This is a genomic window from Acidocella sp. MX-AZ02 (assembly GCF_000306035.1).
Lineage (GTDB): Bacteria > Pseudomonadota > Alphaproteobacteria > Acetobacterales > Acetobacteraceae > Acidocella > Acidocella facilis.
The window spans coordinates 218868-233044 of the sequence record NZ_JH976207.1; the positions used below are offsets into that span (position 1 = coordinate 218868).

Annotated in this window: 10 protein-coding genes and 1 pseudogene; 2 read left to right on the forward strand and 9 right to left on the reverse strand. The window is 64.9% G+C overall.

Annotation, left to right across the window (positions count from 1 at the left end):
- Together MXAZACID_RS01075 and MXAZACID_RS01080 are read right to left on the reverse strand one after the other, a co-directional pair.
- Positions 1-718, reverse strand: a pseudogene (locus MXAZACID_RS01075) (DNA mismatch repair protein MutS); the annotation flags it as partial.
- Positions 719-852: 134 nt separating this feature from the next.
- Complete coding sequence (locus MXAZACID_RS01080) at positions 853-3222, reverse strand: bifunctional diguanylate cyclase/phosphodiesterase (RefSeq protein ID WP_051060131.1); 2370 nt, start codon at positions 3220-3222, stop codon at positions 853-855.
- A 591-nt stretch (positions 3223-3813) separates the two neighbouring features.
- On the opposite strand from MXAZACID_RS01080, the gene MXAZACID_RS01085 reads away from it, so the two are divergent.
- Positions 3814-4356: an isoprenylcysteine carboxylmethyltransferase family protein gene (locus tag MXAZACID_RS01085; RefSeq protein ID WP_008492156.1), complete on the forward strand. Its 543-nt coding sequence runs from the start codon at positions 3814-3816 to the stop codon at positions 4354-4356.
- 73 nt (positions 4357-4429) lie between these two features.
- On the opposite strand, the gene ykgO is transcribed toward MXAZACID_RS01085, so the two are convergent.
- Positions 4430-4555: a type B 50S ribosomal protein L36 gene (gene ykgO, locus MXAZACID_RS01090; RefSeq protein WP_008492157.1), complete on the reverse strand. Its 126-nt coding sequence runs from the start codon at positions 4553-4555 to the stop codon at positions 4430-4432.
- 240 nt (positions 4556-4795) lie between these two features.
- Between ykgO and MXAZACID_RS01095 the strand changes: the two genes are divergently transcribed.
- A complete protein-coding gene (locus MXAZACID_RS01095; protein ID WP_008492158.1) occupies positions 4796-5548 on the forward strand; it encodes a glycosyltransferase family 2 protein in 753 nt (250 codons plus the stop codon).
- A gap of 54 nt (positions 5549-5602) precedes the next feature.
- On the opposite strand, the gene MXAZACID_RS01100 is transcribed toward MXAZACID_RS01095, so the two are convergent.
- From MXAZACID_RS01100 to MXAZACID_RS01125, 6 genes are all read right to left on the reverse strand, one after another.
- On the reverse strand, positions 5603-6634 hold the full coding sequence (locus MXAZACID_RS01100) for a glycosyltransferase (protein WP_008492159.1): 1032 nt from the start codon (positions 6632-6634) through the stop codon (positions 5603-5605).
- A 344-nt stretch (positions 6635-6978) separates the two neighbouring features.
- A complete protein-coding gene (gene rfbD, locus MXAZACID_RS01105) occupies positions 6979-7866 on the reverse strand; it encodes a dTDP-4-dehydrorhamnose reductase (RefSeq protein WP_008492160.1) in 888 nt (295 codons plus the stop codon).
- Entirely contained in the window at positions 7863-8423 is a 561-nt protein-coding gene (gene rfbC, locus MXAZACID_RS01110; RefSeq protein WP_008492161.1) for a dTDP-4-dehydrorhamnose 3,5-epimerase, read from the reverse strand. The genes rfbD and rfbC overlap by 4 nt, the downstream gene beginning before the upstream one ends.
- Positions 8423-9304: a glucose-1-phosphate thymidylyltransferase RfbA gene (gene rfbA / locus MXAZACID_RS01115; RefSeq protein WP_008492162.1), complete on the reverse strand. Its 882-nt coding sequence runs from the start codon at positions 9302-9304 to the stop codon at positions 8423-8425. The genes rfbC and rfbA overlap by 1 nt, the downstream gene beginning before the upstream one ends.
- A 30-nt stretch (positions 9305-9334) precedes the next feature.
- A complete protein-coding gene (gene rfbB / locus MXAZACID_RS01120; protein ID WP_008492163.1) occupies positions 9335-10390 on the reverse strand; it encodes a dTDP-glucose 4,6-dehydratase in 1056 nt (351 codons plus the stop codon).
- 41 nt (positions 10391-10431) lie between these two features.
- The gene (locus tag MXAZACID_RS01125) at positions 10432-14175 is read right to left on the reverse strand and encodes a glycoside hydrolase family 99-like domain-containing protein (RefSeq protein ID WP_008492164.1); all 3744 of its coding nucleotides are present in this window, start codon (positions 14173-14175) and stop codon (positions 10432-10434) included.
- Positions 14176-14177: the final 2 nt, after the last annotated feature.

The following is a 14177-nucleotide window of genomic DNA, read 5'->3' on the forward strand; positions in this document are numbered from 1 at the left end:
AACTGGCGGCGAGCGCCTCGGCGCCGGAGAAATCCCCGAACGCATCCAGGCTGGCGGCGCCGAAGCGCTGGGCGAGGTCGCGCGCCGCGGCCTCGGCATTGGCGGGCAGATGCAGCGCCATGCGTCTGGTTTCCACCCGCCGCGCCGCATAGGCGCCGAGCGGAATTTCCTCGGCGGCCAGAATCTCCGCCGGGTCCAGCCGCCCGAGGATGGCGGCCAGCCCGTCTGGCCCGCTCTGCTCGGTCTCGAACTGGCCGGTGGAAATATCCGCCCAGGCCAGGCCAAAAACGCCCTCATGCGCGACGATGGCGGCGCAGAAATTCGCCCGCCCGGCCTCCAGCAGCGCCTCTTCGGTGAGGGTGCCGGGGGTGACGAGGCGCACCACCCCGCGCTTGAGCGGCCCCTTGGCGCCGCGCGCCTTGGCCGCGGCCGGGTCTTCCAGCTGTTCGACGATGGCGACGCGAAAGCCGCGCCGGATCAGCCGGGCCAGATAGGTCTCGGCCTGGCTCACCGGCACACCGCACATGGCGATCGGCTCGCCCTGATGCTGGCCGCGCGCGGTCAGGGCGATGTCCAGCGCCGCGCTCGCCGCCTGGGCGTCGGCGAAGAACAGCTCGTAGAAATCCCCCATGCGGAAAAACAGCAGGGAGTCCTCGTGCTGTGCCTTGATGGCGAACCATTGCGCCATCGCCGGCGACGCACCCGTAGCTTCCTTCATGGACGCGCATTTAGCCATCCTGGCGGGCTGAGGCCAAGAGCCAAGAGCGCGCAGCGGACCTTCGGCCATGATATTGGCGAGCAATTTCATGTGTTTAGATTGACGCTGCTGCGTCAATCTAAACACATATTGCTCTAGTACATCGCGTGGCGCGGCGGGCTGACGCGCCGGGGCGGCGGCGCGTCGCGCAGCAAGGCGGCGATGCGTGCCGCATCCATCGGCTTGTGGAACAGGTAGCCCTGCGCCTGGGTGCAGCCATAGCTGCGCAGGATTTCCGCCTGCTCGGCGGTTTCCACCCCTTCGGCGGTCACCGCCATGTTCATATTCTCCGCCAGCCCGATGATCGCCAGGATGATCGAGCTGTCGGCCTTCTCGGTCGCGGTTTCACCGGGCCGGCCGGGGCCAGGGTGCGGGTTGCCGAGATCGCGCACGAAGGAGCCGTCGATCTTCAGCTTGCTGAACGGAAAGCGGCGCAGATAGGAGAGTGAGGAATAGCCGGTGCCGAAATCGTCCAGCGCGATGCGCACGCCATGCTCATGCAGCTGGCAGAGCGCCTGCTCGGTCGGGCTGCCGACTTCCAGGATCGTGCTTTCCACCACCTCCAGCTCCAGCCGTTCAGGGGGCAGCTCATGTTCGGCCAGCACGTCGAGAATGCTCTGGACGAGGCGCTGTGCCCCGCTGGGCGAGGGGGAAAGATTGACCGCGACGCTGATATGGGCCGGCCAGGTGGCGACGGCGGCGCAGGCCTGGCGCAGCACGAAGTCGCCGATTTCCTCGATCAGCCCGAACTCTTCGGCAATCGGAATGAAACGCCCGGGCGGAATTTCGCCTTGCTCGGCATGCTGCCAGCGCACCAGCGCCTCGGCGCTGATGATCTGGCCGCTATTGAGATCCACGATCGGCTGATAGGCGACGCTCAGCTCCTGGCGCGCCAGCGCCTGGCGCAGCGCGATGTGCATTGCCCGCTTGGCGCGGATCATGTCGTCCATGCCCTGGTCGAAGATGCGCACGATGCCCCGCCCGTCTGACTTGGCGCGGTAGAGTGCCAGATCGGCGCTTTTCATGAGCGCAGTCGGGTTGTCGCCGTCGCGCGGGGCATTGGCGATGCCGATGGAGACGCCGATCTGCAGCGCCTGCCCGTCGAAATGGAACGGGCGCATGATCCGCTCGATGATGCGGTTGGCGATCGACTGCGCCTCGTTTTCGTCGCTGGTCATCACCAATATGGCGAATTCATCGCCGCCGAGCCGGGCCGCGATGTCGAAATCCCGGATGCAGCCGCGCAGCCGCTCGGCCACCGCCACCAGCACCGCATCGCCGGTGGCATGGCCCAGCGAATCATTGATCATCTTGAAGTTATCGAGATCGAGGCAGAGCAGCGCGAAGCCGGAATTGGCGGCATTCTCGCAGCATTGGTGCAACACCTCGGAGAACAGCATGCGGTTGGCGAGCTTGGTCAGGCTGTCATGCCGGGCGAGGAAGGAGATATGCTCCTGCTGGCGGCGCTGGCCGGTAATGTCCGAGCCGACGCCATGATAGCCGCCAAAGCGCCCATGCTTATCCAGAATCGGCTTGCCGGTGAGCGACCAGTAGCGCAGCTCGTTCTCGATCATCACCGGGATCACCAGGTCGCGGAAGGGCGAGCGCTCGGCGATGGCGCGCCGCAGCCGCTCGACCGACGATCCGGGCGGGGCGTCGCGCAAGGCGCCCTCGCCGAGGATCGCCTCGGGGAACGGCCCGGTCAGAGCCTCGGCCGGCCGGCGCGCCACCTGAACCAGGCGGTGGCTCACCTGCTGCAGCTCCATCTGGGCGTTGGTCTCCCAGAGCCAGTCGGAGGCGCTTTCCTCGAAATCGCGCAACAGCAGGCGGATGACCTCGGTATTCTCCTCCAGCCGGATGGCGCTGATGGCGCGTTCATTCGTGCGGCGATTGAGGAAAAAAATGCAGAAGCCGGTGAGGGCGACGAAGGCCAGGAGATCCACCACCGCGAATATATTGGCGTGGTGAGAGGCGATCATGGTGGCGGTGACGCCGATGGAGACCGGCAGCCAGTAAGCGAAGGCGCAGAGTGCCGGCGAGACCACCACCGGGGTGGCGAGGCAGCCGGTCATGATCGCGTAAAGCAGGCAAAGCTGCCAGGGCCCGGCCTCGCGCACCACCACCAGCAGCAGCGCCGACCAGAAACAGCCCAGCAGGAACAACAGGCGCGCCATCCGGCCGATATAGGCGTCGGCACTCATCTGGGTCGGCTGCTCGCGTTGCAGCCAGGCGCGGGCATTGAACAGAATGGCGATATAGCAAAAGCCCGCGCCGAGGATCGCGGCGCTGCGGCCCACGAGCCAAGGCGCATGCAGGAAATCGAAGAAAATCAGCGCGATGGTGTTGAGCCCCAGCACCGCGATGGCGCTGATCACATAGCTGAAATCCTTGGCCTGATCGAGCATGAGCCGCTCGCGCAGGTCCTCGGGGAGTTGCGTGCCCAGGATATAGTTAACAGCCGCCATGCCATTGCGCGCGAACTGTCGAAAAAATGCGGGTAGCAAGAATGTTTTTGGAAAAACTTCGGTCGAGTCGCTCATCTTCGGAAAAACGCTCGCCTTTCATGCGACGCAAAAAACACGAATTGACACGTCGGACGCGCACAACTTTACGTACAGTCTTTTTTTAGAAAACGCTATCTTTAATTGATGGTTTGCAAAGGGCAGAATTTTTTCGCCAAAGTAATTTATGGCTGCGCCGCGAGGTTGTAAATTGCCAATCTACCCGGCAATTCCTCACGTTTTCGTGGGTGTTCGCTGTCAGAAATACTAACGTTGTCTGTCCGGAATTTAAGATATCGGGTAGAAAGCGCACTCTGTTCATTCGTCGGGACATCGCATGGTCTGCGTGCAAAAGATGGCGTGCCAAAACGGCGTCCAGGAGCGCGCGCGACGCCCCGATCATGCGGCGGCGAGGGGGCGGCACGATGTTGCCAACGAGATTGTGAACGCAACTCCGCCGCGCGTTAACGGTTTTTTGTCGCCCCTGCGCCCAGCCTCGGGTCAAAGAGAAGGCTGGATGCCAGACTTGCCCCTGACCGACGCCGGATCCCGCCGATGATCGCGGCCCTGCTCACCTTCTTTGCCGGCACAGGCTGTTTCGCGGCTTTCGTCTGGGGGGTGCGGTGGCATTTCGAGTCGGCGGGCGGGATGCGGCGCGGCATGCGGGGCGTCAGCTTGTTGAGCCTGCTGGGGCTGGCGATCTTCTGGTGGCGGCTCTGGGCCTGCCCCTTATTCGCCTGGTCGGTCGCGCTGGGGCTGTTCGCCGCCGCGCTGGCGCTGTTCCGCGCCGCGGTGCGGGCCAGCCGCGGCGCCCGGCTGCATCTGGCATTCGATCCGCAGGCGCCGCATTGCCTGGTGCGGCACGGGCCATATCGCCGCGTCCGCCATCCGTTCTACCTGGCCTATATGCTGTTCTGGCTGGGCACGGCGCTGGCGGCGCGGGGGCTGGCGGGGTGGGTCGTGCCGGTTCTGCTCAGCGCGCTCTATGTCATCGCGGCGCGGCGCGAGGAGCGCCGGTTTGGCGACTCCGCGCTGGCGGACGCCTACGCCGCCTATCGCATGCGCGCCGGCATGTTCTGGCCGCTATGGCGAGGCTGAGCCGCGCGGCGCCCATGCAAAAAGCCCGGCAAGCTGCCGGGCTTTTTGCCATCTCGAAAAGAACCGAGGGGGATTAGCCCTGGCGCGCCTTCATGCGCGGGTTCTTCTTGTTGATCACGTAAACCCGGCCATGGCGGCGGACAACGCGGCAGTTCTTATCGCGAAGCTTCGCGGACTTGAGGGAATTGCGGATCTTCATCAGAGGTCTCGGCTAAAAAATTGAAACAAGTTGGGGGCGCCCTATGCCAAGCCAGCGCCGCTCTGTCAACCGCAAGACCGCCGCGCATCGCGGCCGCCGCCGGAGGCTCGACGAAAAATCTGGAAAATGCCGGCTATTCCTGGTTTCATCAAAAGGTCATTCGCCTTCCGGGCGCTCTCCCTGTTGATAGGGGGTTTAAGGGTGGTCCGCCCCGCCCCGAGTCTCAGGAGCTTATGCGCTATGAAGATCAGTTTCGTCGTTCCGGCCTATAATGAGCAAGCCCTGCTGGGCCGCTCGCTGCTGGCGATCCGCGAGGAAATCGCGCGCGCCGGCCTGAAACTGGGCGAGGAGGCGGAGATCATCGTCGTCAACAATGCCAGCACCGACGATACCCGCGCGGTGGCGCTGGCGGTGGAGGGGGTGCGGGTGGTGGACGAGCCGCGCAAGGGGCTGGTGCAGGCGCGCTGGAGCGGGTTCGAGAATTCCACCGGCGAACTGATCGCCAATATCGACGCCGATACCGTGATCCCGGAAGGCTGGCTCGCGGAAGTGCTGCGCCAGTTCGGCCGCTCCGCGGCGCTGGTCGGGCTCTCCGGCCCGTATGTCTATTACGGCGTGCCGCGCAAGGTGAATGTCGTCGTCGCCTGCTATTACCGGCTGGCCTGGCTGGCCTATGTGTTCAATCATTACGTGCTGAATATCGGCGCCATGCTCCAGGGTGGCAATTTCGTGGTCAAGCGCGAGGCGATGCTGAAGCTCGGCAACCCGGATCTGCGCTTCTCCTTCTATGGCGAGGATACCGACATGGCCAACCGCCTCTCCAAGGTCGGCACGGTGAAATTCACCTTCCGCCTGCCGGCGCAATCCTCCGGCCGGCGGCTGGTGGGGGAGGGGGTGTTCACCATCGGGCTGCGCTATACGATGAATTTCTTATGGGCGACCTTCCGCAAGAAGCCCTTCACCGAGGAGTGGCAGGATATCCGCGAGGCCTGAAAGAAAACGCCCGCAAGGGCGTTTTTTTTGGCCCCGGGCGGGTTCAGCGCGGGTTCAGCTCTCCTGCAAGGCCGGGGCGGCGCGTTTCGCCGGCACGGAATCGAGCAGCGGCTGCGGGGCGGCCAGGAAGCGGCGGCAGGTGAGGAACCAGACAGCGAAAAGCAGGTTTTCCAGCCTTGTGCGCCGGCGCAGGCGCGGGCAGCGCAAGGCGGTGAGGCGCTGTGCCAGCCCGCCATGCAGCCCGGCGCGCAGCACCGCCAGATCCTGCCGGGCCATCGGCGTCAGCTTGGCCTCCTGCTTGGCCAGCGCATCGGCATGGCGCTGCATCATGGTCATGAACACGACCGGCCCGCGCCGCAGCGCCGCCAGCGCGCGCTGATGCAGCGGCTGCGCCCGGCCGATCAGATTGCTCTTATGCAGCCGGTAGAGCACCTGCGGGCGCTCATCGAACAGAATCCGCCCGCCACAGGCGGAGACGACGATATAGCTCCACCAATCATGCACCGTACCGTTCGGTTCGCTGGCGGTGGCAACCAGGGCGGCGGCAGCGGCGTTGAGCACCAGCGTGTTGCCGTTGGCGATATTCTGGGTCAGGCAGGCAGGAAAGCCCGGCGTGCCGGTATGTGAGGCGGAGAGGCTGGCGTTGCGCAGCGATTCATCCACCCGGTATTGGCGGGCGCAATAAAGTGCTGGGACATCCTCCGCCTGGGACAGGATTTCCAGCGCGCACTGCAGCTTCTCGGGCAGCCAGACATCATCCTGGTCGGCAAAGGCCAGCGCCATCGCGCCGAGATTTTCCCGCAGCAAGGTGAGGAAGCTGGAAAACGCCCCGAGATGCGGGCCGGAGGAGGAGGATTCGATACAGCGCTCGGCCCCGACCCGCGCCGCGAAGGCCCGCATGATGGCGACGGTCTCGTCGGTTGAGCCATCGTCGCGCCAATGCAGCACCCAATGCTCATGGGTCTGCGAGAGGAAGCTGTTCAGCTGTGCGGGCAGATACGCCGCCCCGTTGAAGGTGGAGAGCAGAATGGCGACACCCGCATTGCGGAACGCGCTCGCCGGAGCATTAACCGAAGCAGGGGTCATGTCTCAAGCTTTCCTTCCATTCCCGCGAATGGGTAACGTGGCGGCGGCGGTCAACGAGAGTCAGACGCCGCGCCTGATTGTTAGTATACGTATTTATGCGCCGGCAACGCAACGCCTCTTTGCATACTCAGCGTGTGTTTCAAAATCGTTTCGATCCTAGCGTGTATTCAGCAGCGCCTCAAGCGGCCGGGGGTGAGGCCCTATGTTGAGTTTGGCAAGCCGTTTCATGGGTTTATCTGGACGCTGACGCGTCCGGATAAACCCATCTCGCTGTACTCATGTTTTGGCGAGCAATTTCATGCGTTTAGGGGGACGCTGCCGCGTCAACCTAAACGCATATTGCTCTAACCCTCCGGCGCCAGCAGGTCCGTGACCACACCCGGCAAAGTGGCGCGCCAGTCCGGCAGCCGGACCCCGAACACGGCCTCCAGCTTGGTGTTATCCAGCCGGGAATCGGGCGGGCGGCGGGTGGGTGTCGGCCAGTCGGCGGTGGCGATGGGCTGCACCTGCGGCGGCTGATAGCCCTGCTTGGCGGCTTCCCCGAAAATCGCGCTGGCGAAGCCGTGCCAGGTCGTCTCGCCATCGCCGGTGGCATGATAGAGGCCGCGATAGGCTGGCTGCCAGCCGGTGGCTGCGATCTTGTCGGCGATCGCCAGAATCGCATCCGCCAGATCGCCGGCGGCGGTCGGGGTGCCGCGCTGGTCGGCGACGACACGCAGCACCGGCATCTTGCGCCCGGCATTGATCATGGTGCGGGCGAAATTCTTGCCATGGGCGGAATAGACCCAGGCGGTGCGCAGAATGATCGCCTTGGCGTCGGTGGCGAGGATCGCCTCCTCGCCGTCGCGCTTGGTGGCGCCATATACGCCGGTCGGGCCGGTCGGGTCGGTCTCGACATAGGGTGCGCCCTTGTCGCCATCGAAGACGTAATCGGTGGAGACATGGATGAAGGGGATATCGGCCTTGGCGCAGAGCTGCGCCAGCGCCAGCGGGCCGGTATGGTTGCCGGCGCGGGCCGCCTCCTGGTCGGTCTCGGCCTTGTCCACCGCGGTATAGGCGGCGGCGTTGATGACCAGGCTGGGCCTGGCCGCATCGAACGCCGCCGCGATGGTCGCGGGCTGCTCGAAATCGAATTCAGGCCGCTTCACCGCCATGAACGGGATGCCACGCGCGGCGAGGCGCTTGGCCAGCGCATCGCCCAACTGCCCGGAGGCGCCGGTGACCAGGATCATGCGTAGGTGAACCAGGTGTCGTTGGGATTGAAGGCGGGCGCGACCTTGTCCTTGTCGGAGAGCACCACGCCATCGGCCGGCACCGGCCAGTCGATCGCCAGGGTCGGGTCATTCCAGATCACCGCGCGCTCGGAGGCTTTGTCGTAATCGCCGGTGACCTTGTAGATCACCTCGGTATTCTCAACCAAAGTGACGAAGCCGTGCAGGAAGCCGCCGGGCACCCAGATCTGGGTCCAGTTCTCGGCCGAGATCTCCGCCCCCACCCATTTGCCGTAGGTCGGCGAGCCCTGGCGGATATCCACCGCCACATCCCAGATGGCGCCGCGAATGACGCGCACCAGCTTGCCCTGCACGAAGGGCTGGGCCTGGCAATGCAGCCCGCGCAGCGTGCCCTTCTGGGCGGAGAAGCTCTGATTATCCTGGACGAAATGTTCGTCGAAGCCCTGGGCCTTGAGCTTGGCGGCGCTCCAGGTTTCGGAGAAAAATCCCCGGTTATCGCCGAATTTCGGCGGGGTGATCAGCTTGACCTCGGGAATGGCGAGCGATTCGATCTTCATCAGTGATGCACCCCGTCGGCGATGTTCAGGAGAATGCGGCCAAGCTCGGTCTTATGGATCTTCTTGGCCTGTTCGCGCAGCTGCTCGGCATTGATGAAGCCCATGCGGAAAGCGACCTCCTCCGGGCTGCCGACCAGATTGCCCTGGCGGTCCTGGATGGTCTGCACGAAGGTGGCGGCCTGCAGCAGGCTGTCGGGCGTGCCGGCATCCAGCCAGGCGGTGCCACGGCCGAGCCGGTCCACCTTCAGCGTGCCTTCCTGCAGATACATGTTGTTGAGATCGGTGATCTCCAGCTCGCCGCGCGGTGAGGGCTTCACCTGCTTGGCCAGCTCGGTGACGCGCTTGTCGTAGAAATAGAGGCCGGTGACGGCCCAGTTGGATTCAGGGGCGGTCGGTTTTTCGACGATATTGATCGCCTTGCCATCGGAATCGAAGCTGACGACGCCGTAACGCTCCGGATCGCGGACCTGATAGGCGAACACCGTCGCCCCTTCCGGCCGGGCGCCGGCGGCGCGCAGCAAGGTGGAGAGATGGTCGCCATGGATGAGGTTGTCGCCCAGCGCCAGGGCGCAGGCCTCGCCATCGATCCATTTTTCGCCGATCAGGAAGGCCTGGGCCAGACCATCGGGGCTCGGCTGCTCGGCATAGGCGATGCGGATGCCAAGATGCGCGCCGTCATGGAACAGGCGCTGGAATTGCGGCAGGTCCTGCGGGGTGGAGATGATCAGCACCTCCTGGATGCCCGCCAGCATCAGCGTGCAGAGCGGGTAATAGATCATCGGCTTGTCGAACACCGGCAGCAGCTGCTTGGAGCTGGCCTGGGTGATCGGATGCAGCCGCGTGCCGGAGCCGCCGGCGAGGATGATGCCCTTTTTGATCATGGGAAATGCCTGCTGAAAGAGAAAAGGGCGTTAGGCGGCGGCGCCGAGGCGCTTGCCGGAATATTTTTTGGCGCGGATGCCTTCCCACCAGGGGCGGTTATCCAGATACCAGCCGATGGTGGCTTCCAGCCCGCGCTCGAAATCATGCGCGGCTTTCCAGTTCAGCGCCGTCTCGGCGCTGCTCGGGTCGATCTCGTAGCGGTTATCATGGCCGGGGCGGTCGGTGACATAGGTGATCAGCCGTTCGCGCGCCCCGTTCGGGCTCGGCAGCTTCTTGTCCAGCACGGCGCAGATCGCCTTCACCACGTCGAGATTCTTGCGCGGCTGGCGTGCCCCGATGCAGTAGGTCGCGCCCGGAATGCCGGTGGTGACGACCTTCAGCAGCGCCTCGGCATGGTCATCCACGAACAGCCAGTCGCGGGTGTTCAGGCCCGCACCGTATACCGGCAGCGGCTTCTCCTCGATGGCGTTCAGCGTGACCAGCGGGATCAGCTTTTCCGGGAACTGCCATTTGCCGTAATTGTTGGTGGTGTTGGAGACGATCACCGGCAGGCCGTAAGTGTGCATCCAGGCGCGGGCCAGATGGTCGGAGGCGGCCTTGGAGGAGGAATAGGGGCTGCGCGGGTCGTAAGGCGTGTGCTCGTTGAAGGGCGGGTCGTTATCTTCCAGCGCGCCGAACACCTCGTCGGTGGAGATGTGATGGAAGCGGAAACGCTCCTTCTTCTCGCCGGAAAGTGTGGCGAAATATTCACGCGCCGCTTCCAGCATCACGAAGGTGCCGGTGACATTGGTCTCCACGAAGGCGGCCGGGCCGTCGATGGAGCGGTCCACATGGCTTTCGGCGGCCAGATGCATCACCGCGTCCGGCTGGTGCGCGGCGAAGGCGGCGCGGATGCCGGCGGCGTCGCAGATATCCTGTCTCAGCAGCAGATGATTCGGATTGCTTCCCGCATCCTCCAGCGCATCTTCCGAGGCGGCGTAGGTCATCTTGTCGATATTGACGATCTCGTGCCCTTCCTGGCGGATCGCCCGGCGCACGACGGCGGAGCCGATGAAGCCACAACCGCCGGTCAACAGGATTTTCATACGCACTCCAATCGTTTCATGATCAACCGCAAGCAGTACAATCAGACCTTCTTGCGTCTGGCAACAGGCGCCGCCGGTTTCTTTTTCGCACGTGCGAACTGCCCGGCGAGCTGGGTGCGATAAGCCGCCTGCGCCGCCAGCACGTCCGCCGGCAGCTGCAGCCGGGCTGCCGCCAGCGCATGCAGCCGCTCGATTTCCGCCAGATGCGCGGCATGATCCAGCCTCGCGGTGACGCTGCTTTGGTGCCGGCGGTGGGTATTCAACGGCGTGGCGATGAAGGCGACGCGCCCGGCCTGGCCGGCCAGCAGCTCCAGATAGAGCCGCCAATCCCCGGCCAGGGTCCAGCCTTCCAGATCCGGCACCGCGTCCAGCGCCCGCAACAGCGCCTCACGCCGCCACAAAACCGCGCTGACATTGGGAATGAAGTTACGCAAGCTTAAGAATTTCGCCGCGAATTCTCCAGCTTTCCAGCTGCCCGATGCCGCCAGCCCGCGCTCGCCGGACTGGAAATAATAGCCCTGATAGCTGGACATGGTTTCCTGACCGGCTTCATCCACGGCGCGGCTGTCGGTGAAGGCCAGCAGCGTGTCCTCATCGCGCGCCAGCGCCTCGGCCAGCTGCGCCAGGAAGCTTGGATGCGCGGCATCATCCGCCTCGCAGAGCCAGACATAATCGCCTTGCGCCGCCTGCGCCGCCTTGCGCCATTGCGCGAAGACCGAGCCGGAATTGGCTTCATTGGCGATCACCCGCATCTCCCGCCCGGCCGCCGTGGCGCAGTCGCGCGCCACCGCCAGGCTGTCATCGCGCGAGGCATCGTCCAGCAGCAGGATCTCCTGCACCGGGTAGGTCTGTTCGAAGATGCTGGTGAGACGCTCGGGCAGATGCCGGGCGTAATTATAGTTCAGCACCACGGCGCTGATGCGCTTGAGCCCCGGCGCGGCCAGGGCGAGCAGCCTGTCCACATAAGCCGGAAAATCGAACCGGCGCGCCGCCATTTGCGCCAGGCGCGGGCGCAGCGCGGCCAGCGCCTTATGGTCGAGCAGGCCCTCCAGCCCGGCCTGATAATCCTCCAGATCCCCGGCCGCGGCGACATAACCAGCCGCCTCCGCGCGCAGCAGCTCCGGAATGCCGCCGCTCTCATCGAAGGCGACACAGGGCACCCCGCAGGCCAGCGCCTCCATCACCACCGTCGGCAGCGGGTCCTCGCGCGAGGTCAGCGCCAGCAGGTCGGCGGCGGCGAAATAGCGGGCCACCTTGTCGGTGAAGGGGATATGGGTGAAGCGGCCTTGCGCCTGCAGCGCCGCCATCTCGGGTTCGAGATAGGTTTTCAGCTTGAACTCGATATCGCCGACCCAGATGAAGCGCAGATCCGCGCGTTTTGCCGCCAGCCTGCGGGCCAGCTGCAGGAACAGATCGAAGCCTTTGCGGATATGCGCGAAGCCGGCCCCCAGGATCAGGAAATCCGTCGCGCCCAGCCCCAGTGCGGCGCGCATCTCGGCGCGGGCCTGCGGGTCGGGGCGCAGGCTCTGGTAATTGCCTTGCGCCAGCACCGCCTCGTTGGTGCCATCCAGCCCGATCGCGGCGCGGACTTTATCCGCGACGAAGGTGGAGGAGAACACCAGATGCGCCGCCGCCGCGCCGCCGAGCCGCGCCTGGATTTCCAGATTATATTCCTTCAGCAGCTGCGGCAGTTCGTGGATCAGCAGCACGCTCTCGATATTGCGGGCCGCCGCCCAGGGCACCACCCGCGCCGCGGCGGCGGAATTGACGATGGCATGGCGCAGCCCCATGCGCCGATACTGGTCCAGATGATGGCCGATGATGGTCTTGTCATAGGCGACCGTCACCTCCGCCACCTCGTAATAGCGCGCCAGCAGCGGGCCGACGCCCAGCAGCAGCAGATGCACCTTCAGCCCCCATTGGCGCTTCAGCTGGCCAGCGATGTGCAGCAGCAGCAATTGCGCGCCATGCGCCTGCGCATCATGCCCGACCAGCAGGATGCCGGCGGCAAGGTCGCCCGCCTCGCGCTCGACGATGGCGCGCGCCGTGGCGTTCAGAAAGGCCGCACCGGCATGGATGTCCGGCTCCAGAAACGCGCCCTCTGCCCACTCATTCCAGGCATTCACGCAGATCAGTTTTTCGCCGTAGAAAGAATGATCGGCGGCGTAGGAGATCAGCTTCTCCAGCCAGTCCTGGTACAGAGCCGGGGTGGCGTTATGCAGCGCCAGCCCCTTGCCTTCGCGGCGCGGGTCATTATCCCAGCCGGGCACGATGGTCTTGATCAGCGGATAATCCGGCACCGGCAGCGCCAGCGAGGTGCGGGCCAGATCCGCGTAATCATGCACGGTGGCGATGAAATCCGGGTCCAGCAGGTCGAGTTTTTCATTGATCCGGGCGGTGGCCTGGCTGAGCTTGTGCGGCGGAAACTCCACCGCCCCGTCCAGCCCGTACGGTGTGGGGTCGTAATCATCGCCCAGGCTCTGGGCCATGATCAGCAGCGGGCGCTCGCCGTGATGGGCCTCGAAAAGCCGGCGCCAACGGCGGATGCGCGCCACCGCATCCGGGATCAGATTGGCGCGGTAGATCATCAAAAGCGGCCGGCCCTCGATGCGGATATGGCGCGGATCGGCGAAGAGCCGCGCGAAGCTCGCCACCAGCGCCTCGTCATCCTCCTCCAGATATTCCTGCGCGATCAGCACCTCGCGCTCCATCCCGTCCCAGCGCCGGGTCCAGTTCTCGTTCGCCCACATCGCGCAGAAGGAAAAATCCAGCGACGGGTCTGAGAGAAATTGCTCCAGCGGCTTTTCCAGCAGCCGGTGGCGGTTGAACCAGTAATAATAGAACACGAAGCCCGACAGCCCGGCGGCCTTGGCCATCTCCACCTGGCGCTTCAGCGTCGCCGGGTCATCCAGCGAATAATGGCCGAGATCGCGCGGCACGCGCGGCTGCACATGGCCGACGAAGCGCGGCATGGCGCGGCCGAGATTGGTCCAGTCGGTAAAGCCCTTGCCCCACCAGCTGTCATTCTCCGCCACACGGTGGAATTGCGGCAGATAGAAGGCCAGCAGCCTGGCTTTGCGCGCGGCATGGGCGGGGGCGGCGCTGAATTCCTCGAAAAACGGGGCAGGGCGGGTGGCGCGGCGGATGGCGGCGGGGATCAGCCCTTCCTGCTCCGGGCGCCGGGGCAGGAAAATGCCGCTTTCCTGGTTGGCCAGATAATGCAGCAGCGGGTTCTGCCCTTGCAGATATTTCCCATAGCGGCCGAGATAGAATTTGATGTCGAATTCCGGCGAGGGGTCACGCTCCTCCGCCACGCCGAAGGCCAGGAAATGCTCGAACGGGTCCGCCCCGCCCTCGGCCACGTCGCGATTCTGGTCGAGATACCAGGCGCCGTCGAAGACCGGCAGCGGGTTGACCTGGCCCAGCGTGCGCCGGTGCAGGAAATGGTTGAGGCAGGAGGTCTCCAGCGTCAGCTCATAGGTGCGGCGATACCAGGCGGTGAAGAAATAGGGGCAGGGGTCGCGGCCCTCGGCCTCACCGGCGGAGATGTAATGCAGCAGCGGGTTGCCGCCATTCGCGGCGACATCCGGATAGCGCTCCAGATACCAGTGCGGATGAAAATACGGGTTGGGCCGCGCCCCGGCGCGCCAGCCTTGCGTGCAGAAATGCGCCAACCCATCGCCGCCCTGCGCCGCCGCCTCGGGATGCGCCGCCAGATACCAGTCGGACAGGAACAGGCCGCTCTGGCGGATGATGTCGAATTCAACCTGCGATGGTGCGTCCACGG